Origin of the sequence: Bradyrhizobium elkanii WSM2783 (assembly GCF_000472865.1) — a bacterium.
Taxonomy (GTDB): Bacteria; Pseudomonadota; Alphaproteobacteria; order Rhizobiales; family Xanthobacteraceae; genus Bradyrhizobium; species Bradyrhizobium elkanii_A.
On sequence record NZ_AXAP01000080.1, the window covers coordinates 1 to 21,814 of the forward strand.

General features: G+C 64.5%; 18 protein-coding genes and 1 pseudogene. 15 read left to right on the forward strand and 4 right to left on the reverse strand.

Translation table 11 applies throughout. The annotated features are described in order from the left end of the window. Window positions 1–82 precede the first annotated feature (82 nt). Both YY7_RS54330 and YY7_RS0139480 read left to right on the forward strand, forming a co-directional pair. Window positions 83–1,198: pseudogene (locus tag YY7_RS54330) on the forward strand (integrase core domain-containing protein); the annotation flags it as partial. A 222-nt stretch (window positions 1,199–1,420) separates the two neighbouring features. After that, window positions 1,421–2,218 (forward strand): hypothetical protein, encoded by a 798-nt coding sequence (locus tag YY7_RS0139480; RefSeq protein ID WP_028167985.1) that lies wholly within the window; start codon window positions 1,421–1,423, stop codon window positions 2,216–2,218. A gap of 111 nt (window positions 2,219–2,329) precedes the next feature. Here YY7_RS0139480 and mutS read toward each other — a convergent pair whose 3' ends face one another. After that, entirely contained in the window at window positions 2,330–5,059 is a 2,730-nt protein-coding gene (gene mutS, locus YY7_RS0139485; protein ID WP_028167986.1) for a DNA mismatch repair protein MutS, read from the reverse strand. Between the two features lie 210 nt (window positions 5,060–5,269). On the opposite strand from mutS, the gene pcaF reads away from it, so the two are divergent. The 3 genes from pcaF to pcaG all read left to right on the forward strand — a co-directional run bounded on the left by pcaF (window position 5,270) and on the right by pcaG (window position 7,975). Beyond that, the gene (pcaF, locus tag YY7_RS0139490) at window positions 5,270–6,478 is read left to right on the forward strand and encodes a 3-oxoadipyl-CoA thiolase (RefSeq protein WP_028167987.1); all 1,209 of its coding nucleotides are present in this window, start codon (window positions 5,270–5,272) and stop codon (window positions 6,476–6,478) included. A 190-nt stretch (window positions 6,479–6,668) separates the two neighbouring features. After that, complete coding sequence (pcaH, locus tag YY7_RS0139500; RefSeq protein WP_028167988.1) at window positions 6,669–7,373, forward strand: protocatechuate 3,4-dioxygenase subunit beta; 705 nt, start codon at window positions 6,669–6,671, stop codon at window positions 7,371–7,373. Next, on the forward strand, window positions 7,370–7,975 hold the full coding sequence (gene pcaG, locus YY7_RS0139505) for a protocatechuate 3,4-dioxygenase subunit alpha (protein WP_028167989.1): 606 nt from the start codon (window positions 7,370–7,372) through the stop codon (window positions 7,973–7,975). The genes pcaH and pcaG overlap by 4 nt, the downstream gene beginning before the upstream one ends. A gap of 129 nt (window positions 7,976–8,104) precedes the next feature. Here the strand turns inward: pcaG and YY7_RS0139510 are convergent, their stop codons facing one another. Next, window positions 8,105–9,031 carry a LysR family transcriptional regulator gene (locus YY7_RS0139510; RefSeq protein WP_028167990.1) on the reverse strand — a complete coding sequence of 309 codons (927 nt, stop codon included), beginning with the start codon at window positions 9,029–9,031 and terminating at the stop codon, window positions 8,105–8,107. 154 nt (window positions 9,032–9,185) lie between these two features. Between YY7_RS0139510 and YY7_RS0139515 the strand changes: the two genes are divergently transcribed. From YY7_RS0139515 to YY7_RS0139560, 10 genes are all read left to right on the forward strand, one after another. After that, entirely contained in the window at window positions 9,186–10,223 is a 1,038-nt protein-coding gene (locus tag YY7_RS0139515) for a class 1 fructose-bisphosphatase (RefSeq protein WP_035692126.1), read from the forward strand. 11 nt (window positions 10,224–10,234) lie between these two features. Next, window positions 10,235–11,110 (forward strand): phosphoribulokinase, encoded by an 876-nt coding sequence (locus YY7_RS0139520; RefSeq protein WP_028167992.1) that lies wholly within the window; start codon window positions 10,235–10,237, stop codon window positions 11,108–11,110. After that, window positions 11,107–13,131 (forward strand): transketolase, encoded by a 2,025-nt coding sequence (gene tkt, locus YY7_RS0139525; protein ID WP_028167993.1) that lies wholly within the window; start codon window positions 11,107–11,109, stop codon window positions 13,129–13,131. Before YY7_RS0139520 ends, tkt begins: the two co-directional genes overlap by 4 nt. Before the next feature lie 2 nt (window positions 13,132–13,133). Beyond that, window positions 13,134–14,216, forward strand: a complete 1,083-nt coding sequence (fba, locus tag YY7_RS0139530) for a class II fructose-bisphosphate aldolase (RefSeq protein WP_028167994.1) — start codon at window positions 13,134–13,136, stop codon at window positions 14,214–14,216. A 32-nt stretch (window positions 14,217–14,248) separates the two neighbouring features. Next, a complete protein-coding gene (locus YY7_RS0139535) occupies window positions 14,249–15,709 on the forward strand; it encodes a form I ribulose bisphosphate carboxylase large subunit (protein WP_028167995.1) in 1,461 nt (486 codons plus the stop codon). Window positions 15,710–15,721: 12 nt separating this feature from the next. Then, window positions 15,722–16,147, forward strand: a complete 426-nt coding sequence (locus tag YY7_RS0139540; RefSeq protein ID WP_028167996.1) for a ribulose bisphosphate carboxylase small subunit — start codon at window positions 15,722–15,724, stop codon at window positions 16,145–16,147. 109 nt (window positions 16,148–16,256) lie between these two features. Further along, a complete protein-coding gene (gene cbbX / locus YY7_RS0139545; RefSeq protein WP_028167997.1) occupies window positions 16,257–17,180 on the forward strand; it encodes a CbbX protein in 924 nt (307 codons plus the stop codon). Beyond that, window positions 17,177–17,896 carry an HAD family hydrolase gene (locus tag YY7_RS0139550; RefSeq protein ID WP_028167998.1) on the forward strand — a complete coding sequence of 240 codons (720 nt, stop codon included), beginning with the start codon at window positions 17,177–17,179 and terminating at the stop codon, window positions 17,894–17,896. Before cbbX ends, YY7_RS0139550 begins: the two co-directional genes overlap by 4 nt. 175 nt (window positions 17,897–18,071) lie before the next feature. Next, entirely contained in the window at window positions 18,072–18,395 is a 324-nt protein-coding gene (locus tag YY7_RS0139555) for an ArsR/SmtB family transcription factor (RefSeq protein ID WP_028167999.1), read from the forward strand. Window positions 18,396–18,405: 10 nt separating this feature from the next. Next, a complete protein-coding gene (locus YY7_RS0139560; RefSeq protein WP_028168000.1) occupies window positions 18,406–18,870 on the forward strand; it encodes an SRPBCC domain-containing protein in 465 nt (154 codons plus the stop codon). A gap of 6 nt (window positions 18,871–18,876) precedes the next feature. Here YY7_RS0139560 and YY7_RS0139565 read toward each other — a convergent pair whose 3' ends face one another. Then, window positions 18,877–19,938, reverse strand: coding sequence for an SDR family oxidoreductase (locus tag YY7_RS0139565; protein WP_028168001.1), 1,062 nt, complete (start codon window positions 19,936–19,938; stop codon window positions 18,877–18,879). A gap of 102 nt (window positions 19,939–20,040) precedes the next feature. Further along, window positions 20,041–21,606 (reverse strand): MDR family MFS transporter, encoded by a 1,566-nt coding sequence (locus YY7_RS0139570; RefSeq protein WP_028168002.1) that lies wholly within the window; start codon window positions 21,604–21,606, stop codon window positions 20,041–20,043. Window positions 21,607–21,814 lie beyond the last annotated feature (208 nt).

The following is a 21,814-nucleotide window of genomic DNA, read 5'->3' on the forward strand; positions in this document are numbered from 1 at the left end:
GGTCCTAACCGGCTACATAGGTAACAGAATAGACCGGCGACATGGGTAACAGGTCAACTGATCGGCAAGGAGGAGCTTGCCGATGGGTTGGATGGAGACCTGTGCTGTGGATGAACGGATGCGGTTTGTGGTGGCGGCGCAAAAGCATGAGGAGTCATTTGCGGCGGTGTGCCGGCGGTTCGGAGTGAGCCGTCGGGTGGGCTACAAATGGCTTGCGCGGTTCGAGGAAGAAGGGGCGGCCGGTCTGTTCGATCGTCCGCGAGCTCCCCTGCATCGTCCGCAGAGCATTGCGGAGGAGGTCGCCGAACGCTGCCTTGAGGTCCGTCGGGCGCATCCGACCTGGGGACCGGTCAAGGTCCTTGCCTTTCTCGAACGGAAGTCACCCCGGACGGCATGGCCAGCGGCCAGCACGATCGGCGAGCTGTTCGACCGTGAGGGGCTGACGGTGAAGCGCAAGTTGCGCCGCCGCAGCCCGCCCTCGAGCGTGCCCTTTGCCGGCTGCGAGGCGGCCAACGATGTGTGGTGTATCGATTTCAAGGGCTGGTTCCTGACCGGGGACGGCATGCGCTGCGAGCCGCTGACGATCACAGATGCCTACAGCCGCTATCTGCTGCGCTGCCAGGCTCTGGCACACACCGACACGGATCATGTCTGGCCGGCGCTGGACGCGGCGTTCCGCGAGTTTGGATTGCCGCATTACATGCGCTCGGACAACGGCTCGCCGTTTGCCTCGCGCGGCGCCGGAGGATTGTCGCGGCTGTCGGTCAAGCTGATCAAGGCCGGCGTGACGCCGGAGCGCATTGCGCCGGGCAAACCTCAGCAGAACGGCCGCCACGAGCGCATGCACCTGACCCTGCTGCAAGACGTTGCCAATCCGCCGGCTCCCACCATGCGCGAGCAGCTCAAGCGCTTGCGCAGCTTCCAGCATCTCTACAACCAAGAGCGTCCGCACCAATCGCTCGACAATGCCACGCCAGCCGACCGCTACCAGGCCTCCTCGCGCCGCTTCCACGGTATCTTGCGCAAGCCGGAATACGCTGATGACCAGGACGTTCGCTCGGTCCGGCACAACGGAGAGATCAAGTGGCAGGGCAACACGATCTATATCAGCGAAGCGCTGATCGGCGAGCCTGTCGGCTTGGCCGAGGACCAGGACGGCTGGACCGTCAGCTATGGCCCGATCGTGCTCGGCACGATCGCTCACCGCGATGACCAGCTCCGAAGACCCAAACGTAAAGCAAAAGGCTGTGGACTTGAGGACAACGCTGCGCGTTGCCCTCAGGGTCCACAGCCTCAACAACAACAGACCTGAACGAAACGAGAATTGTGTTACCTATGTCGTCGGTCTGAACTGTTACCCATGTCGCCGGTTGCTCACGGCCGTCGCTACGGCGATCCTGCAATAAATTCTTCCGCGCCGATGCCCCCCGAATTCATCTTCCTGCTGACGCTGCTATTGCGCATGGCGACCACCGCCGCCTTTGTCGTGACCGCCTCCATCATCACCGAGCGTTCGGGGCCAGTGATCGGCGCGCTGGTGGCAACGCTGCCGATCTCGGCGGGGCCATCCTATGTCTTCCTCGCGCTCGACCATGATGCGGCGTTCATCGCCGAGGGCGCGCTCGCCAGCCTGCCCATCAACGCGGCGACGATCTATCTTGGACTGACCTATGTCGTGCTGGCACAGCGCCATAGTGCGCTGCTCAGCACGGTCGCCGCCGTCGCGGTATGGCTCCTGCTCGCGTCCATCTTCCGCCAGTTCCACTGGACGCTTGCCGCCGGGCTGATCGTGAACGTCATCACCTTTGCGATCTGCGTGCCGCTGTTGCAGCGCTATCGTCATGTGAAGAAGATGCCGCTGATCACCCGCCGCTGGTACGACATCCCGCTGCGCGCCTCGCTGGTCGCGACATTGGTTGCGATCGTGGTGACGTCCTCGGGCTGGGTCGGCTCGCAGGTCAGCGGCATCATCGCGCTGTTTCCGGTGGTGTTCACCTCGATGATGCTGATCCTGCATCCGCGCATCGGCGGCCCGCCGACGGCCGCCGTGATCGCCAACGGCGCCTGGGGCCTGATGGGATTTGGAATTGCGATTGCTGTGCTGCATGTCGCCGCGCTGCAGTTCGGTTCGGCGATCGGTCTCAGCTTGGCCCTTGCGACCTGCGTGACCTGGAATCTCGGCCTCTGGTGGCACGGGCGGCGAAGGTTGGTGCGGTGAAGCTGTCATTCCGGGGCGATGCGCAGCATCGAACCCGGAATCTCGAGATTCCGGGTCTGGTCCTGCGGACCATCCCGGAATGACGGTGTTCGATCACGGCTACGGCAGCGTCTACCCCTTCGGCAGTTTTGCCTTCAGTGCGTAGAGCGCTTCCAGCGCCTCGCGCGGAGACATCTCGTCCGGGTGCAGCGCTTTCACCGCTTCCACCAGAAGCTCTGCCTCGCTCGGCGGCGCGGCTTCGGCGGCGGCGCGGGAGGGGACAGCGAACAGCGGGAGGTCGTCGACCAAAGCGCGTGCGGTCTGGCCGCGGTCCTGCGCCTCCAGTTTCGCCAGCACGGACTTTGCGCGGCTGATCACCGCCGCCGGCAATCCCGCGAGCTTGGCCACCTGGATGCCGTAGGAGCGGTCAGCCGAGCCCGGCAGCACCTCGTGCAGGAACACGACATTGCCCTGCCATTCCTTCACCCGCACCGTGGCGTTGAACAGCCGCGGCAGTCTTGCCGAGAGCGCGGTGAGCTCGTGATAATGCGTCGCGAACAGCGTGCGGCAGCGGTTGTTCTCATGCAGATGCTCGATCGCGGCCCAGGCGATCGAAAGGCCGTCGAAGGTGGCCGTGCCGCGGCCGATCTCATCCAGGATCACGAGCGAGCGCTCGCTGGCCTGGTTGAGGATCGCCGCCGTCTCGACCATCTCGACCATGAAGGTCGAGCGTCCGCGCGCGAGATCATCAGCCGCGCCGACGCGGGAGAACAGGCGATCGATGATGCCGATCCGCGCTCGTGATGCCGGCACATAGCTGCCGATCTGGGCGAGCAGCGCGATCAGCGCATTCTGGCGCAGGAAGGTCGATTTGCCGGCCATGTTCGGACCGGTGAGCAGCCAGAGCTGTCCGGATTTCTGCGCCGGCCCTGGCGACAGGTCGCAGGCGTTGGCGATGAACGGCTGGCCGTCGCGCTTCAAGGCCTGCTCGACCACCGGATGGCGGCCGCCTTCGATCGCAAAGCCCAGGGAATGATCGACCTCGGGCCGCACATAATTCTCGTCGACCGCGAGCTTTGCCAGCGCGGTCGCGACATCGAGCAGTGCGAAGGCGAGCGCGGCGGCGCGCAGATCGTCGCTTGCGGCGAGTGCCATGGCAGAGAGCCGGTCGAAGATCTCGAGCTCGAGATTGAGCGAGCGGTCGCCGGCATTGGCGATCTTGGCTTCGATCTCGCCGAGTTCGGAGGTGGTGAAGCGGACCTGGCCGGCAAGCGTCTGGCGATGGATGAAGGTCGCGTTCAAGGGCGGCGTCATCAATTTGTCGCCGTGTTGCGCGGTCACCTCGACGAAATAGCCGAGCACGTTGTTATGGCGGATCTTGAGCGCCTTGAGGCCGGTGTCCTCGGCGTAGCGCGCCTGCATCGAAGCGACGACAAGGCGCGAGGCGTCGCGCAGGTTGCGGCTCTCGTCCAGCGCGGCCTCATAGCCCTCGCGGACGAAACCGCCGTCGCGCTTGATCAGCGGCAATTGCTCGGCGAGCGCACGCTCGAACTCATGCGCCAAGTCCCGCGACGGACGGCGCAGCGCCTCCATCACGGCCACGATTTCCGCCGGCGGCTGGTCGAACTGCGCCAGCCGCACCAATGCCTGATCGGCGGCCAGGATGCCGTCGCGGAGCCCAGCGAGATCGCGCGGGCCGCCGCGGCCGACCGACAGCCGCGCCAACGCGCGCGACATGTCCGGCGCCGCGCGTAGCACGCTGCGGATATCCTCACGTGCGGCACTATCGGCGACGAAGGTCGAGATGGCATCGAGCCGCCGCGTGATCGCAGCGCTGTCGGTGAGAGGGGCCGCGAGCCGTTGCGCGAGCAGGCGCGAGCCGGCGGCGGTCACGGTGCAGTCAATCGCATCGAGCAGCGAGCCGCGGCGTTCGCCGGCCAAGGTGCGTGTCAATTCGAGATTGGCGCGCGTCGCCGGGTCGATCGCCATGGTGGTACCGACCGCCTCGCGCGAGGGCGGCGACAGCGGCGGGCGTTTCCCCACCTGCGTGCGGTCGATATAGGTAACGGCGGCCGCGGCGGCGGTGGCTTCCAGCCGCGACATCGCGGCGAGGCCGTCCATGGTCGCGACCGCGAAATAGTCGCACAGCCGCCGCTCGGCGGTGGCGCCGTCGAAGACGTCACGGGTGAGCGGCGTCACCGCCGGCAATTCTCGCAGCAGTGCCCCGAACTCGACGTCGCTGTAGAGCGCGTCGGTGACGATGGCTTCATTTGGATTGATGCGCGCCAGCGTCGCCGGAAGCTCGGCGACAGAGCACTCCGTTACCATGAATTCGGAAGTCGAAATATCGATCCAGGCCAGCCCGATGCGGTCGCCGCCGGACGAGCCGCGGGCGCGGGCGATCGCGAGCAGGTAATTGTTGGTGCGGGCATCGAGCAGCGTGTCCTCGGTCAGCGTGCCCGGCGTCACCAGCCGCACCACGTCGCGCTTCACCACGCTCTTGTTGCCGCGGGCGCGCGCTGTCGCCGGATCCTCGCTCTGCTCGCACACCGCGACGCGGTGGCCTGCCGCGATCAATCGGTGCAGGTAATCCTCGGCGCGTTCTACCGGCACCCCGCACATCGGGATGTCCATACCCTGATGCTTGCCGCGCTTGGTCAGGACAATGCCGAGTGTCTTTGAAGCGATCTCGGCGTCCTCGAAGAACAGTTCGTAGAAATCGCCCATTCGATAGAACAGGAGCAGGCCCTGATTGGCGGACTTGATTTCGAGGTACTGTTCCATCATCGGCGTGATGCGCGCGGGCGTTTCCGCACTCGGTATCGCCTCGGATGGAACGGGAATGGGCTGCTGGACGGTCATGAGGGGGCGGAAACTACAAAATTTCGCTCTCCCGTCCCACCGCTTTGCCCCGCGATATTGGGTTTTCCACCCTCTCCACGCCCCCGACCTCATTCAACGCGGGCGAGGGACGCGTCCGCCGCAATTGACCTCCTGCTAACCCGCTCCTAAAACTCGCCATCAATCCAAGCCTCTAGCGCGCAAGTCCGCGGCAATCAGGGAGAGAAATCAATGCGTGATGTGTATATCTGCGATGCCGTCCGGACCCCGATCGGCCGCTTCGGCGGCTCGCTCGCCAAGGTGCGCACCGACGATCTCGCTGCCACCCCGATCAAGGCGCTGATGGCCAAGCATCCGAACCTGGACTGGTCGCAGGTGGATGAGGTCTTTTTCGGCTGCGCCAACCAGGCCGGCGAGGACAACCGCAATGTTGCGCGCATGGCGCTGCTGCTCGCGGGCATGCCTGAGTCGGTTCCCGGCCAGACGCTGAACCGGCTTTGCGCCTCCGGTCTGGACGCGGTCGGCGCGGCCGGCCGCGCCATCCGCGCCGGCGAGATCGATTTCGCGATTGCTGGCGGTGTCGAATCGATGACGCGGGCGCCGTTCGTGATGGGCAAGGCGGCGGAAGCGTTCTCGCGCTCGGCGGAAATCTTCGACACCACGATCGGCTGGCGCTTCATCAATCCCCTGATGAAAGCGCAGTATGGCGTCGATGCGATGCCGGAGACCGGCGAGAACGTCGCCGAAGAATTCCAGGTTTCGCGCGCCGACCAGGACGCGTTCGCGATCCGCTCTCAGCAGCGCGCCGGCGCCGCAATCGCGGCCGGCTATTTCGCCGAGGAGATCACCCCGGTCTCCGCGCCGGGTGGCAAGGCGGGCCCCATTACCGTTGACAAGGACGAGCATCCACGTCCGGAGACGACGCTGGAAGGCCTCGCCAAGCTGAAGCCGGTAGTGCGCAACCCCGGCACGGTGACGGCCGGCAACGCCTCGGGCGTCAATGACGGCGCCGCCGCGATGATCCTTGCCTCCGAGGCCGCCGTGAAGAAGCACGGATTGACGCCGCGGGCGCGCATCCTCGGGCTCGCCTCGGCCGCGGTGCCGCCGCGCATCATGGGCATCGGCCCGGTGCCGGCGACGCGCAAATTGATGGAGCGGCTCGGCCTCAAGATCACTGATTTCGATTTGATCGAGCTCAATGAGGCCTTCGCCTCGCAGGGCATAGCCTGCCTGCGCCAGCTCGGGGTCAAGGAGGATGCCGACTTCGTGAACCCGCATGGCGGCGCGATCGCGCTCGGCCATCCGCTTGGCATGAGCGGCGCGCGGCTCGTCTTGACGGCGGTGCATGGCATGGAAAAGCGGGGCGGGAAGCTTGCCTTGGCAACCATGTGCGTCGGCGTCGGCCAGGGCGTCGCGGCGGCGATCGAGAAGCTGAACTGACCTCTCTCCGTCATTGCGAGGAGCGGAGCGACGAAGCAATCCATGCCTCCACGAGCGGCGAGATGGATTGCTTCGCTTCGCTCGCAATGACGGGATAGAAAAAGCAAAACACCGCTTTTCCGGGTTAGTTATATCCTATAATGATCTGGCGGCTGGCTCACCGGCAAGGAGCGCCAGGGAGGAAATCATCATGACCTTGCTCTATCCGCTGCAATCGCTCGCGGCGCACCCGCCGCGGCTGTCGCCGGGCTATCGCTCGACGGTCAAGCGCTCGCCGCAAAAGCCGTTGATCCCGATCCGGCAAACGCTCTCCGAACTGACCGGTCCGGTCTATGGCCACGAAACAGTGCGCGAGAACGATCACGACCTCACCATTCAGCACAAGGGCGAGCCGCTTGGCGAACGCATCATCGTGCACGGCCATGTACGCGACGAGGACGGCCGCGGCGTGCCCAACGCGTTGGTCGAACTGTGGCAAGCCAATGCCTGCGGCCGCTACGTCCATGTCGTCGACCAGCATCCGGCGCCACTCGATCCGAACTTCACCGGCGCCGGCCGCGCGCAGACCGATGCGAGCGGCTATTACAGGTTCGTCACCATCAAGCCCGGCGCCTACCCGTGGGGCAATCACCACAATGCCTGGCGCCCGGCCCACATCCATTTCTCGGTGTTCGGCCATGCCTTCATCTCGCGCCTGGTGACGCAGATGTATTTCCCGGGCGATCCCTTGTTTCCGTTCGATCCGATCTTCAACTCGGTAACGGACGAGAAGGCGCGCGCGCGGATGATCTCCTCGTTCGATCTCGAGAACACCCAGCCGGAATGGGCGCTGTGCTACCGCTTCAACATTGTCCTGCGCGGCAGGAACGCGACGCCGATGGAGAATAAACAGTGAGCGAGCAGCGGCCGGACGGCATCACACCATCGCAGACGGTCGGCCCGTATTTCAAATACGGCCTGACGCCGAACGGCGAGTACGCGTGGAACGACGCCTTCACCAACAACCTGATCACCCCCGACGTTTCCGGCGAGCGCATCCGCGTCGAAGGCACGGTGTTCGACGGCGATGGCGTGCCTGTGCCGGACTGCATGCTGGAGATTTGGCAGGCCGACGCGCAGGGCCGGTTCTCCGATCCGCAGGATGCCCGCGCGCTTCCGAACAGCTCGTTCAAGGGATTTGGCCGCGTCGGCACCGATGCCAACGGCCGCTATTCCTTCGACACCATCAAGCCGGGGCAAGTGCCCGACCCCGACGGCAAGCCGCAGGCGCCGCACATCCTGCTCGCGGTGTATGCGCGCGGCATGCTGCTGCATCTCTACACGCGGATCTATTTCGATGATGAGACGGCCAACACCGAGGACCCCGTGCTGGCGCTGGTGCCGGCCGATCGCCGCGCGACATTGATCGCCAAGCGCAAGGCGGGCGCTGCCAATCCGGCCTATGTGCTCGACATCCACCTGCAGGGCGACAACGAGACCGTGTTCTTCGACGTCTAAGGTCACGCCTCAGCATTCTCTCGTCATGGCCGGGCTTGACCCGGCCATCCATCTCCAATGAGTCGTTTGCGATGATGGATGGATACGCGGGTCAAGCCCGCGTATGACGGCTGGGTTGCGCGGCAGGCCTCACCGCACATTCGGCAAATAGCGCGATCCCTCCTTTCCGAGGAAATCCAGCATCGCCTGCGCCGGCGGCAGCAGGATCTTGTCGGCGCGGCGGATCGCGTGCCATTGGCGCATCACTGGCAGGCCCGCGACCTTGAGCACCACCAGCCGTCCTTCCTCCAACTCGTGGAAGACGGTGTGCTGGGAGATGAAGGCGATGCCGAGCCCGGCCATCACCGCCTGCTTGATGGTCTCGTTGCTGTCCATGGCCATGCCGACCTTGGGCTCGATCCGATGCTTCTGGAGGAACTGCTCCATCAGCAGCCGCGTGCCGGAGCCGTGCTCGCGGGTGATGAAGGTCTCAAAGGCAAGATCGGTCGCGGCGACGCGCTTCTTTCCATTGAGCCGGTGATCGGCGGCGGCGATGATCACGTGCGGATGCCTGCCGAGCGGGCGCATCTCGACCTCGATGTCCGCTGGCGGCTGCCCCATCACGGCGATATCGAGGTCGTAGCCGCGTAGCGCATCGCGGATGTCCTCGCGATTGCCGATTCTGAGCGTCACGTCGATCTTCGGGAAGCGTTGCGAGAACGCCGCGATCGCGAACGGCACGAAATATTTGGCGGTGCTGACTGCGCCCATCGCGACGCGCCCGCCGTTCTTGCCCGCGATCATGTCGAGCGACTGCTCGCAGTCGGCGAGCGCGGATTCGATACGCTCGACCAGCGCGAGAACGGTGCGGCCGGCATCCGTCAACGCCATGCCTTCAACGGTGCGCTGGATCAGCGGCAGGCCGGCGAGCTCCTGCAGGTTGCGAAGCTGCAGGGTGACCGCCGGCTGGGTGAGGTTGAGCCGGTTGGCCGCGCCCGTGATCGAGCCGGCCGCATGCACGGCGGTCAACGCGCGCAGCTGACGAATGGTGAGGTCGCGCGAGAAATGTCCCGGCATGAGTACCTCCATAAAAAATACTTTGGCCACACTTAAGATATTAAAATTTCACTAATTCTGCAATTCGCGTGTTGATAGTGGCGACAGCGACTCCGCTCCGGAGCCGCTTCAAGCGAAGCCCCGTCGAGAGGGCTCGGTGAACGGGAGAGCGGCCGTGGATCATCTTCCTGCATTGCATGCCTATCTCGACGACGCCGCGCGTCAGGACACCGTCCGCGCCGCAGCCGTGGCGGTGGTCGAGGCGCTGGCAGCGGCCGCGGTCGAACTCGCAGGCATCATCGCCTCGGGCCCGCTGGTCGGCATCACCGGCCGTGACGGTGCGGTCAATCCGGCCGGCGACACCCAAAAGGACATCGATGTTGTCGCAGATCGCCTGATGCGCGACGCCCTGCGCACAGCGCCGGTGGCCGCCGTGCTCTCGGAGGAAGTGGATCTGCCGGAGACGCTTGACGCCGAGGCGCCCCTCTGTGTCGCGATCGATCCGCTCGACGGCTCGGCCAACCTTGCGAACAACATCTCGGTCGGCACCATATTTTCCATCCGGCCCAAGGCGCGCGACATCCTCTCTACCTTCTTCGAGCCCGGCACCGCGCAGATTGCCGCCGGCTGTTTCATCTACGGCCCGCAGACCGTGCTGGTGCTCGCGCTCGACCAGCGCGTCGACGTCTTCACCCTGTATCCGCCGCGGCGCGAATTCGTGCTGACCGGGCGCGGTATCCGGATTCCGCCTGATACGCCGGAGTTCGCGATCAACGCCTCCAATCGCCGGCACTGGAGCGGCGCGGTGCGCGGCTATATCGACGAATGCCTCGCGGGCGCCAATGGCGAACGCGGCCGCGACTTCAACATGCGCTGGATCGGCTCGCTGGTGGCGGAAGCCTACCGCATCCTGGTCCGTGGCGGCGTGTTTCTCTATCCAGCCGATGCGCGCCCGGGCTACCGCGAAGGCCGTCTGCGCCTGCTCTACGAAGCCCACCCGGTGGCGCTGATCATGGAATGGGCTGATGGCGCCGCCTCCAGCGGGCGCGCCCGCATTCTCGAACTTTCGGCGCGGACGCCGCACCAGCGGGTGCCCTTGATCATGGGATCGCCGCGCACCGTGCGCGACATCGATATGATGCACGAGGGCGTCGAGCCGCTGTTCGAAAACGCCGACGCGCCGTTGTTCGCGCGCCGCGGACTGTTTCGCTGAAGGAGGCCGGCATGTCGCGGCGTCACCCCATCATATCGGTCACAGGTTCTTCCGGCGCCGGAACGACATCGGTCAGGAAGACCTTCGAGAACATCTTCCGGCGCGAGAATGTCAGCGCCGCCTATGTCGAAGGCGATGCCTTCCACCGTTACGATCGCGCCGAGATGCGCAGCAAGATGGTCGAGGAGGCCGAGCGCGGCAACAAGCATTTCAGCCATTTCAGCCCCGAAACCAATTTGTTCGAGGAACTCGAAAAACTGTTCCGCGACTATAGCGAGTCCGGCACCGGGACGACGCGGCACTATGTGCACGACGAGCAGGAGGCGCGGCTCTACGGCGGCGATCCCGGCACTTTCACCAAGTGGAAGTCGTTGCCGGAGAGTTCCGATCTGCTGTTCTATGAGGGCCTGCATGGCGCCGTCGTCACCGAGAAGGTGAATGTTGCCAAATATGCCGACCTCAAGATCGGCGTCGTCCCCGTCATCAATCTCGAATGGATCCAGAAGCTGCATCGCGATCGCAGCCACCGCGGCTATTCCACGGAGGCAGTGACCGACACCATCCTGCGGCGCATGCCTGATTATGTGAACTACATCTGCCCGCAGTTCACCGAGACCGACATCAACTTCCAGCGCGTGCCGACGGTCGACACGTCGAACCCGTTCATCGCGCGCTGGATCCCGACGCCGGACGAATCGATGGTCGTGATCCGGCTGAAGAATCCGCGTGGCATCGATTTTCCCTATCTGCTCTCGATGATCCCGCACAGCTTTATGTCGCGCGCCAATTCGATCGTGATCCACGGCGCCAAACTCGACCTGGCGATGCAGCTCATCCTCACCCCGCTGATTCTGCAACTGATGGAACGAAAGAGGCGAACGATATGACCGCACTTGCGTCTGTGGCCAGCCGCACCCAAGTCAGCCATGCCGAGATGGCGAACGCCCTCCGCTTCCTCGCCATCGATGCCGTGGAGAAGGCGAAGTCCGGGCATCCCGGCATGCCGATGGGCATGGCCGATGTCGCGACCGTGCTGTTCTCGCGCTTCCTCAAATTCGACCCCGATGATCCGGCGTGGCCCGACCGCGACCGTTTCGTGCTCTCGGCCGGCCATGGCTCGATGCTGCTCTACGCGCTGCTGCATCTGACCGGCTATGAAGGCGTCACGCTGGATCAGCTCAAGGCCTTCCGCCAGTGGGGATCGGCGACTCCAGGCCATCCCGAATATGGCCACACGCCCGGCGTGGAGACGACGACCGGCCCGCTCGGGCAGGGCATCGCGACCGCCGTCGGCATGGCGCTCGCCGAGCGATTGATGAATGCGCGGTTCGGCGACGAACTCGTCGATCACTTCACCTATGTCATCGCCGGCGATGGCTGCCTGATGGAAGGCATCAGCCACGAGGCGATCTCGCTCGCCGGGCATTTGCGGTTGAACCGGCTGATCGTGCTGTTCGACGACAACCGGATCTCGATCGACGGCGCGACGTCACTGTCCTGTTCCGACCATCAGCTCGCGCGTTTCAGGGCCTCCGGCTGGTCGGCCTGCCGGATCGACGGCCATGATCCGCAAGCGGTTGCGAGGGCGATCGATGAAGCCAGGAAGAGTGACCTGCCGTCGCTGATCGCCTGCCAGACAGTGATCGGCTTCGGCGCGCCGAACCGGGAAGGCAGCGAGAAGGTTCACGGTGCACCGCTCGGATCGGACGAGGTCGCCAAAACGCGGGCAGCGCTCGATTGGCGCTACGAGCCATTTGAAGTTCCGCCAGCCGTGCTTGCCGAATGGCGCGAGATCGGCGCACGCGGCCGGGCGGCGCGCCGCGCCTGGATCGAGCGATCACGGAGCGCCTGCAACGGCGGCGGCAGGTCGCCGTTCCACGATGCGCTGAACAAAAAGCTGCCCGGCGCCTATACCGAGGCGATGGCGAAGCTGAAGGAGCGTTTCGCGGCCGAGCGTCCCAAGCTTGCGACACGGCAGGCGTCGCAGCAGGTGATCGATGTGATCGCCGAAGCGCTGCCGAACCTGCTCGGCGGCTCGGCCGACCTGACGCACTCCAATCTCACGCTGGCGAAATCACAGGTGCCAGTGCGGTCGGGCTGGCTGCACGGCAGCTATATCCATTATGGCGTCCGCGAGCATGCCATGGCGGCGGCGATGAACGGCATCGCGTTGCACGGCGGCTTCGTCCCCTACGGCGGAACATTCCTCGCATTCGCCGACTATAGCCGCCCCGCGATCCGGCTCGCCGCGCTGATGGGCGTCCGCGTCATCCACGTCATGACGCACGATTCGATCGGGCTGGGCGAGGACGGTCCGACGCACCAGCCGGTCGAGCATCTCGCCGCCCTCCGTGCGATCCCCAATCTCCTGGTGTTTCGCCCCGCCGATCCGATCGAGACCGCGGAAGCCTGGGACTGCGCGCTGAAGGCCGAAACCTCGCCGTCGATCCTGTGCCTGTCGCGGCAGGCGCTGCCTGCTTTTCGCGACGCGACCGACAGCAACCACGTCGCGCTTGGCGCCTATGTGGCGATCGAGCCGGATGGAGGCCGTGACGTCACGCTGATTGCAACCGGCTCGGAAGTCTCGATCGCGCTCGAAGCGGCGAAGCTGCTCGGAAGTGAGAATGTCCGTGCCGCCGTCGTTTCCGCCCCGTGCTTCGATCTGTTCCGGAAGCAGCCGCGCGACTACCAGGCCAAGGTGCTGGGCGATGCGCCACGTGTCGGCGTCGAGGCCGCGATCGAGGGCGATTGGGCGCGCTGGCTTGGCGATGATGGCGAGTTCGTCGGCATGAACGGTTTCGGCGCCTCCGCGCCCGCCGAGGTGCTCTACCGCGAGTTCGGCATTACGCCGGCCGCCGTCGCGGCTGCGGCCAGGCGCGTGGTCCAGCACGCAAGCGAAAGGAAATAAGCATGGCGCGGATAACCTTGAGGCAATTGCTGGATCATGCCGCCGAGCGCGGCTACGGCGTGCCGGCCTTCAACATCAACAATATGGAGCAGGGCCTTGCGATCATGGAGGCGGCGTCGGCCTGCGATGCGCCCGTCATCATCCAGGCCTCGCGCGGCGCGCGCGCCTATACGGGTGACATCATGCTGTCGAAGATGATCGATGCGCTCGAGGAGATGTATCCGGACGTGCCGCTGTGCCTGCATCTCGATCATGGCAACGAGGAATCCACCTGCGCCACCGCGATCCGCTATGGCTTCACATCGGTGATGATGGACGGCTCGCTGAAGGCCGATGCCAAGACGGCAGCCGATTATGACTACAACGTCGACATTACCCGCCGCGTCGTCGACATCGCGCATTGGGTCGGCGCCTCCGTCGAGGGCGAGCTCGGCGTGCTCGGCTCGCTCGAGCATGGCGGCGGTGAGCAAGAAGACGACCATGGCGTCGAAGGCAAGGTCAGCCATGACCAGCTCCTCACCGATCCGGGCCAGGCGGTCGATTTCGTTCGCGCTACCAAGGTGGATGCGCTCGCGATCGCAATGGGCACCTCGCATGGCGCCTACAAGTTCACGCGGCGGCCCGACGGCGACATCCTCGCGATGCGCGTGGTGGAGGAGATACATCAGCGGCTACCGAATACGCATCTGGTGATGCACGGCTCGTCCTCGGTGCCGCAGCTATTGCAGGACATGTTCAACCAGTTCGGCGGCGAGATGCCGCAGACCTGGGGCGTGCCGGTCGAGGAGATCGTCCGCGGCATCAAGCACGGCGTCCGCAAGGTCAATATCGATACCGATTGCCGGCTCGCGATGGCCGCGGCCTTCCGCAAGGTCGCGACTCAATCGAAAAGCGAATTCGATCCCCGCAAATTCTTGAAACCCGCGATGGAGGCTTTGCGTGACCTCTGCCGCGACCGCTTCGAGCAGTTCGGCACCGCGGGCAATGCCGCAAAGATCAAGGTGATTCCGCTGTCCGAGATGGCGAGGCGCTACCGCGCCGGCGCGCTCGATCCGCAAATTGGGGCGATGACCGAAGCAGCGTGAGGGGCACGCCAGAAAGTTTTCAGGAGGACCATATGAATATGCAGTCGATGACCCTGCGCGGCAAGGATCGCTACAAATCCGGTGTGCTCGAATACAAGCGCATGGGCTATTGGGAGCCCGACTACCAGCCCAAGGACACGGACGTCATCGCGTTGTTCCGCGTCACGCCGCAAGACGGCGTCGATCCGACCGAAGCCTGCGCGGCGGTAGCAGGCGAATCCTCCACCGCGACCTGGACCGTGGTGTGGACCGATCGTCTGACGGCGGCGGAAAAATATCGCGCGAAATGCTATCGCGTCGATCCGGTGCCGGGTTCGCCAGGCAGCTATTTCGCCTACATCGCCTATGACCTCGATCTGTTCGAGGCGGGCTCGATCGCCAACCTGACCGCATCGATCATCGGCAACGTCTTCGGCTTCAAGCCGCTGAAGGCGCTGCGGCTCGAGGACATGCGGCTTCCCGTTGCCTATGTGAAGACGTTCCAGGGCCCGGCGACCGGCATCGTGGTCGAGCGCGAGCGGCTCGACAAGTTCGGGCGTCCCTTGCTCGGCGCGACTGTGAAGCCGAAGCTCGGCCTCTCCGGCCGCAACTACGGCCGCGTCGTCTACGAGGCGCTGAAGGGTGGACTCGATTTCACCAAGGACGACGAAAACATCAACTCGCAGCCCTTCATGCACTGGCGCGAGCGCTTCCTCTACTGCATGGAGGCGGTCAACCGCGCGCAGGCCGCGACCGGCGAGATCAAGGGCACCTATCTCAACGTCACCGCGGCGACCATGGAGGACATGTACGAGCGCGCCGATTTCGCCCGCGAACTCGGCTCGACCATCGTCATGATCGATCTTGTGATCGGCTACACCGCGATCCAGTCGATGGCGAAATGGGCGCGCAAGAACGACATGATCCTGCATCTGCACCGCGCCGGCCATTCCACCTACACCCGGCAACGGTCGCATGGCGTCTCGTTCCGCGTCATCGCAAAATGGATGCGGCTCGCGGGCGTGGATCATATTCACGCCGGCACTGTGGTCGGCAAGCTCGAGGGCGATCCGAACACCACGCGCGGCTACTACGATATCTGCCGCGAAGACTTCAATCCGATGCAACTCGAGCACGGCGTGTTCTTCGACCAGAATTGGGCCAGCCTCAACAAGCTGATGCCGGTGGCGTCGGGCGGTATCCATGCCGGCCAGATGCATCAGCTGCTCGACCTCCTGGGCGAGGACGTCGTGCTGCAGTTCGGCGGCGGCACCATTGGTCACCCGCAGGGCATCCAGGCGGGTGCCACCGCCAACCGCGTCGCGCTGGAAGCGATGATCCTCGCCCGCAACGAGGGGCGCGACTACGTCCATGAAGGTCCAGAGATCCTGGCGAAGGCGGCGCAAAGCTGCACACCGCTGCGCGAGGCGCTCGAGGTCTGGAAGGACGTCACCTTCAACTATGAATCGACCGATGCGCCGGACTTCGTTCCGACGCCGAGCGTCGCGGTCTGAAAGGGGTACATCATGCGCATAACCCAGGGCTGCTTCTCCTTCCTGCCCGATCTCACCGACGAGCAGATCACGGCACAGGTGCAGTACTGCCTCGACAGGGGCTGGGCTGTTAACATCGAATTCACCGACGATCCGCATCCCCGCAACACCTATTGGGAGATGTGGGGCCTGCCGATGTTCGATCTGCGTGACGCCGCGGGCATCATGCGGGAGCTTGCCGAATGCCGGCGCGTGTATGGCGACCGCTATATCCGGATCTCCGGCTTCGATTCGAGCCACGGATGGGAGTCCGTGCGCATCTCCTTCATCGTCAATCGGCCCACGAACGAGCCCGGCTTCCGGCTCGACCGGCAGGAATCGGTAGGCCGCAACCTCCGCTACTCGACACACGCTTACGCGGCGGAACGCCCGGAGGGCGAGCGCTACGCAGACCGTTAACCGCGTCCGGTTCAAGCCAGGCGGGTGGCTCCCTCGGCCGACCTGGTCCGGATGCACTTCTCCGTCGTCGCCAGGTTGCGGCGACGGAGCTTTTCGACACGAGAGCAGGATGACGCAACCACAGCCACAGACCAACGAAGGCCCGCTGGAGGCCGTCGATCTCCGCCGCGAATTCGCCGATCTTGGCATCGGCGCCGTGCTCGATCAGCTCGATTCCGAGCTGATCGGCCTGGCGCCAGTGAAGACGCGGATCCGCGAGATCGCAGCGCTGCTGCTGGTCGAGCGCATCAGGCAGAAGATGGCGCTCGCCACCACCTTTCCGACCCTGCATATGTCCTTCACCGGCAATCCTGGCACCGGCAAGACCACGGTAGCAATGCGGATGGCCAGCATCCTGCACCGGCTCGGCTTCGTGCGCCGCGGCCACGTCATCAGCGTCACCCGCGACGACCTGGTCGGGCAATATATCGGCCACACCGCACCAAAGACGAAGGAGATCTTGAAGAAGGCGATGGGCGGCGTGCTGTTCATTGACGAGGCCTACTACCTCTATCGCCCCGACAATGAGCGCGACTACGGCCAGGAGGCGATCGAGATCCTGTTGCAGATCATGGAGCAGCAGCGCGAGGATCTGGTCGTGATCCTCGCCGGCTATGGCGACCGCATGGAGAAATTCTTCCAGAGCAATCCGGGTTTTCGTTCCCGCATCGCCCATCACATCGACTTCCCCGATTATTCCGACCCCGAGCTGTTCGCGATCGCCGAATTGATGCTGCAGCAGCAGAACTACCGGTTCTCAGCGGCGGCACGCGATGCCTTCATCCGCTACATCGCCGTGCGCAAGACCCAGCCGCTGTTCTCCAACGCGCGCTCGATCCGCAATGCGCTGGATCGTATCCGGCTCCGCCAGGCCAACCGCATCGTTTCCCGGCTGGACCGGGTGCTCACGGCTGACGACGTGATGTCGATCGAGGCCGGCGATGTGCTGGCGAGCCGGGTCTTTTCGAAAGACGCGACGGACAACGAGACATGAGCGAGACGCTGACAGCCGTGCGGGCGGCGGCCTTCGGAGACCTCCTTACCCGCGCCCACGCACTGATCTTCGACGTCGACGGCACAATGGCCGAGACCGAGGAGGTGCACCGCCGCGCCTTCAACGAGGCGTTCTCGCGCGCAGGCCTCAACTGGTATTGGGACCAGCCCACCTACGGACAGTTGCTGCGCGTCGCCGGGGGCAAGGAGCGCATCCGTGCGTTTTCCATGCGCAAGCGAACCATGCCGCTGCTGTCGACTCGCGAGATCGCGGAGCTGCACCAGATCAAGACTGCGCGTTATGCCGAACTGATCGCAACGGGCGGCTGCCCGCTGCGGCCTGGTGTGGAAGCCTTGCTCCGGAAGGCCCGATGGCGCAGCCAGCGCCTGGCGATCGCGACGACGACCTCGCATGCCAATATCGATGCGCTGCTGTCGGTGGCGCTGGGCGAGGATTGGGCCGAGTGGTTCGAGGCGATCGTCGCGGGCGACGATGTGCCCGAGAAGAAGCCGGCACCCGACGTCTATCTCATGATGCTGGCGCGACTGTCGCTCCCTGCTTCCCACTGCATAGCCATCGAGGACTCGCGCAACGGATTGATCGCGGCCTCGCGCGCCGGCATTCCCGTGCTGTTCACCCGCAGCGCCTACTTCCGCGACGATGATTGCTCGGAAGCGCTGCTCGCCGTCGATGAACTCACCGAGATCATCGGCTGACGCTGCCGCGTGCCAGCTGGAGCGCCGTAGCCCGGGTGGGGCGGCAGCGTAACCCGGGGCCGCTCACAAACGTTGATCCAGATGTCCCGGGTTGCGCTTCGCTCCACCCGGGCAACGGCCCTTGACTATCAGCATTCATTTATATAATAATATAGTTATATAACAGATACTTGATATGCCCAACCTCGACGCCGCCTTTTCAGCGCTCGCCTGCCCGACCCGCCGGGCCATCCTGGCTCGCCTTGCGCTGGGCGAAGCGACCGTCATGGAACTGGTCGAGCCGTTCGAGCTGACGCAGCCGGCCATCTCCCGCCATCTCAAGGTGCTGGAAAGCGCCGGCCTGATCATTCGCCGCGTTGAAGGCACCAAGCGACCGTGCCGGCTCGCGCCGACCGCCGTGGCCGAGATCGACCAGTGGCTTTCGATGCTACGGCAAGCCCTGAACGCGAATTACGACCGGCTGGACCAGGTTCTGGCCGATATGAAAACCGAGAAGTGAAAGGCTTCCCATGACCAGACTGACGCTGAAGACCGAAGGCGATCGACATGTCATCGTCACCCGCCGCTTCGCCGCGCCGCCAGAAGCCGTCTATCGCGCCCATACCGAGCCGGAACTCTTGCAGAAATGGCTGCTCGGTCCGCCGGGCTGGACCATGCCGGTCTGCATCAGCGAAGCCCGTCCTGGCGGCAAGATCCGCTACGAGTGGAGCAATGGCGAAGGCGGCGGGTTCTATCTGACCGGCGAATATCTGGAACTCGCGCCGTTCAGCCGCATCGTCCACGTCGAGCGCATGCATCTGCCGGACCCGACGCCGGACAATCACGTCGAGACCGTTTTCGCGCCCGACGGCAGCGGCACCTTGATGACGATGCGAATGACGCTGCCGGATGCAGCGACGCGGGAGGCGATGCTGGCGACCGGCATGGAGCACGGAATGGAAGACAGCTACGCCCGGCTCGATGCGCTTGCGTAGCCGGTCTTACGGGATGAGACGCTCGTCGAGTAAACGCGCGAACAGATCGAAGAAGCTATCATCGGTTGTTTGGTAATCGAGAAAGCCGAGCTTGCGGCTCTTGCTCATATCGGTAACGACCTCGATCGGGCGACCGAGGTCGGCGTCGGTGTGCCAGGCCGAGGTGAGCACGCCGAGTTCGGGCTCGGCCAGCCGATATTTTCTGGCGATGTCGGACCAGATCGGGCCCGCATCGGCCAATTGTCGCTCCAGCGGAATTCCTTCGCCCTGAAATGGCGCCGGCTTTAGTCCAAACCAGTCGGCCAGCCGCTGCCACATCCAGCTCCAGCGAAACACGTCGCCATTGACGACATTGAACGCCTGATTGCGGGCGGCCGGCGTTGTCGCCGCCCATTCCAGATGGCGTGCGAGCAGCCGCGCATCCGTCATATCGGTAAGACCATTCCACTGCGTCGCGGAGCCCGGAAACAGGAACGGACGTCCGGTCTCGCGGCAGATGGTGGCGTAGACCGCGAGCGTCACGCCCATGTTCATCGCGTTGCCCACGGCATAGCCGATGATGGTGTGCGGCCGATGGATGCTCCAGCCAAAGCCGTCGCGACCAGCCGCCGCGAACACTTCGTCTTCCTGGGCGTAGTAGAAATTCTCGATCTCGAGCCGGGGCTGGTCTTCCCGAAACGGCGTGGCGGGCAGCTTGCCCTTGCCGTAATTTTCGAACGGACCAAGATAGTGCTTCAGCCCGGTCACGAGCGCGACATGCCTGACCGAACCTGCAGGCGACAACGCGTCGAGCAGGTTGCGCACCATCGCAGAATTGACCCTGATATTCTCGGCCTCGGTGTTCTGGCGCAACCACGTGCTGATGAACACGTCCGTCGGTCTCAGATCCTGTAGCGCCTTGCGAACCGATGCCGGGTCCAGCAGGTCCGCCGCCACCGGCTGCACGCCGATGTTGGCTGGTGGCCGGCGCGCCAGCGCGTAGATCTGCCACTCCTGCTGACGCAGGTGCCGGACCAGATTATTGCCGACGATACCGCTTGCGCCCACGACCAGCGCTGAACCCGCCATGTTCCAACCTCCAGTGATATCGGTGGGAGATAGGATTGGTCGACGCATCAACCAGGGCAGCCGCGCCGGGAATAACTCTTTCGTGAGCGAGCCTCGCCTCGACTACTCCATCACCGCCGCATGGTCCGAGGATGCCTGCGACTGCGACCGCAGCGCCGCCTTGGTGGAACCGATCATGATCGCAAGCGGGATCGAGGCCAGGATGAACACCATCACGAGCTGGTAGTCGTGGGCGAACGCGATGATCTGCGCCTGCACCGCGACGATCTTATCCGCCATCGCGCGGCCGGTGTCGGTGTTGAGATTGATCATGCCACTGACATTGGGCATCTGCAGCGCATGGTTGAAGGGGGTGATGTGCTCGGACAGCGTCGCGTAGATGCGCCGCGAGCCTTCCGTGAGCTGCGCGATCACGATGGAGATGCCGATCGAGCTGGCGACGTTGCGCAGCAGCGTCAGCATCGAGGTGCCGTCAGTGCGCAGGTGATTGGGCAAGCTCAGGAACGCCACGGTCGAGAGCGGTACGAACACCAGTCCGAAGCCGAAACCCTGGACGATGCTCACAACCACGATCTCGGTTGCGCTGGTCTGGTCGGTCCAGCCGGTCATCACGAACAGCGACGCGGCGGTCAGTGCCAGGCCGGAGATGATCAGCGTGCGCGCCTCGATGAAGCGCATCATGCGTCCGACCAGCATCATCGCGACGAAGGTGCCGCAGCCGCGGCTCGCCAGCAGCACACCGGCGGTGATGATGGGATAGCCGATCACGTTCTGCAGGTAAGGCGAGGACAGCGCCATGGTCGAGTAGAGCACAAGCCCCATCACGGTCATGAACACGCTGCCGCCGACGAAATTCCTGTCCTTGAACAGTTCGAACCGGATGAACGGCTTCGACGTCGTGAACGAATGGGCGAAGAAGTAATAGAAACCGATGCCGCTGATGATGAACTCGGCGACGATCTCGTTGGATTCGAGCCAGCCGAGCTGCTCGCCGCGGTCGAGCGCAAGCTGCAGCGAGCCGATCGCGACCGCGAGCGCGCCGAAGCCGAACCAGTCGAAGCGCAGTTCGAGGTTCTGCTTGGTCTCGTCCATGAAGACGATGAGGCCGAGCACGGTGATGGTCCCGAAGGGCAGGTTGACGAAGAACACCCAGTGCCAGGAATAGGTCTCGGTCAGCCAGGCGCCGAGCGAGGGTCCCATGATCGGGCCCATCATCACGCCCATGCCCCAGATCGACATCGCCTTGGCGCGCTCATGCAGCGCGTAGGAGTCGAGCATCACGGCTTGCGACAGCGGCACCAGCGCTGCGCCGAACACGCCCTGCAGCAGGCGGAACAGCAGCATCTGGGTGATGTCCTGCGCCAGGCCGCACAGCACGGAAGCCACGGTGAAGCCGGCGGAGCAGATGATGAAGATGCGCTTTCGGCCGAACCGGTTGGCGATCCATCCCACCGGCGCAGTCATGATTGCTGCCGCCACGATGTAGGACGTGAGCACCCAGTTGATCTGGTCCTGCGATGCCGACAGCGTGCCCTGCATATAGGGCAGCGCGACATTGGCGATGGTGGTGTCCAGCGCCTGCATGACGGTCGCCGTCATCGCGCAGACCGTCACCATGTTCCGGCGCAGGCCGGGCACCATGCTGGGCGATGGGGCCGCCGTCGACATCTGTTCTATCGCCTGGTGCTGGTTGGTTGAATCGGTCGGGCCGCGGGCACCACCTCTCCCCGCCGGGGAGAGGTCGCGCCCAACGGGTCGCGCCGAAGGCGCGCCCGATGACAGGCTCCGGCGCGGGTGAGGGGGATCAGGTCCCACGAGAGAGCGTAACCCCTCACCCGGATCGCATCTTGCGATGCGATCCGGCCTCTCCCGATAG

Coding starts and splice junctions, on each gene's coding strand:
- YY7_RS0139565 (WP_028168001.1), bottom strand. CDS start 19,938: ATGGCGGGTTCAGCGCTGGTCGTGGGCGCAAGCGGTATCGTCGGCAAT.
- YY7_RS0139555 (WP_028167999.1), top strand. CDS start 18,072: ATGCCCAACCTCGACGCCGCCTTTTCAGCGCTCGCCTGCCCGACCCGC.
- YY7_RS0139520 (WP_028167992.1), top strand. CDS start 10,235: ATGTCGCGGCGTCACCCCATCATATCGGTCACAGGTTCTTCCGGCGCC.
- YY7_RS0139570 (WP_028168002.1), bottom strand. CDS start 21,606: ATGTCGACGGCGGCCCCATCGCCCAGCATGGTGCCCGGCCTGCGCCGG.
- YY7_RS0139550 (WP_028167998.1), top strand. CDS start 17,177: ATGAGCGAGACGCTGACAGCCGTGCGGGCGGCGGCCTTCGGAGACCTC.
- cbbX (WP_028167997.1), top strand. CDS start 16,257: ATGACGCAACCACAGCCACAGACCAACGAAGGCCCGCTGGAGGCCGTC.
- pcaH (WP_028167988.1), top strand. CDS start 6,669: ATGACCTTGCTCTATCCGCTGCAATCGCTCGCGGCGCACCCGCCGCGG.
- fba (WP_028167994.1), top strand. CDS start 13,134: ATGGCGCGGATAACCTTGAGGCAATTGCTGGATCATGCCGCCGAGCGC.
- YY7_RS0139480 (WP_028167985.1), top strand. CDS start 1,421: ATGCCCCCCGAATTCATCTTCCTGCTGACGCTGCTATTGCGCATGGCG.
- YY7_RS0139540 (WP_028167996.1), top strand. CDS start 15,722: ATGCGCATAACCCAGGGCTGCTTCTCCTTCCTGCCCGATCTCACCGAC.
- YY7_RS0139560 (WP_028168000.1), top strand. CDS start 18,406: ATGACCAGACTGACGCTGAAGACCGAAGGCGATCGACATGTCATCGTC.
- pcaF (WP_028167987.1), top strand. CDS start 5,270: ATGCGTGATGTGTATATCTGCGATGCCGTCCGGACCCCGATCGGCCGC.
- YY7_RS0139535 (WP_028167995.1), top strand. CDS start 14,249: ATGAATATGCAGTCGATGACCCTGCGCGGCAAGGATCGCTACAAATCC.
- mutS (WP_028167986.1), bottom strand. CDS start 5,059: ATGACCGTCCAGCAGCCCATTCCCGTTCCATCCGAGGCGATACCGAGT.
- tkt (WP_028167993.1), top strand. CDS start 11,107: ATGACCGCACTTGCGTCTGTGGCCAGCCGCACCCAAGTCAGCCATGCC.
- YY7_RS0139510 (WP_028167990.1), bottom strand. CDS start 9,031: ATGCCGGGACATTTCTCGCGCGACCTCACCATTCGTCAGCTGCGCGCG.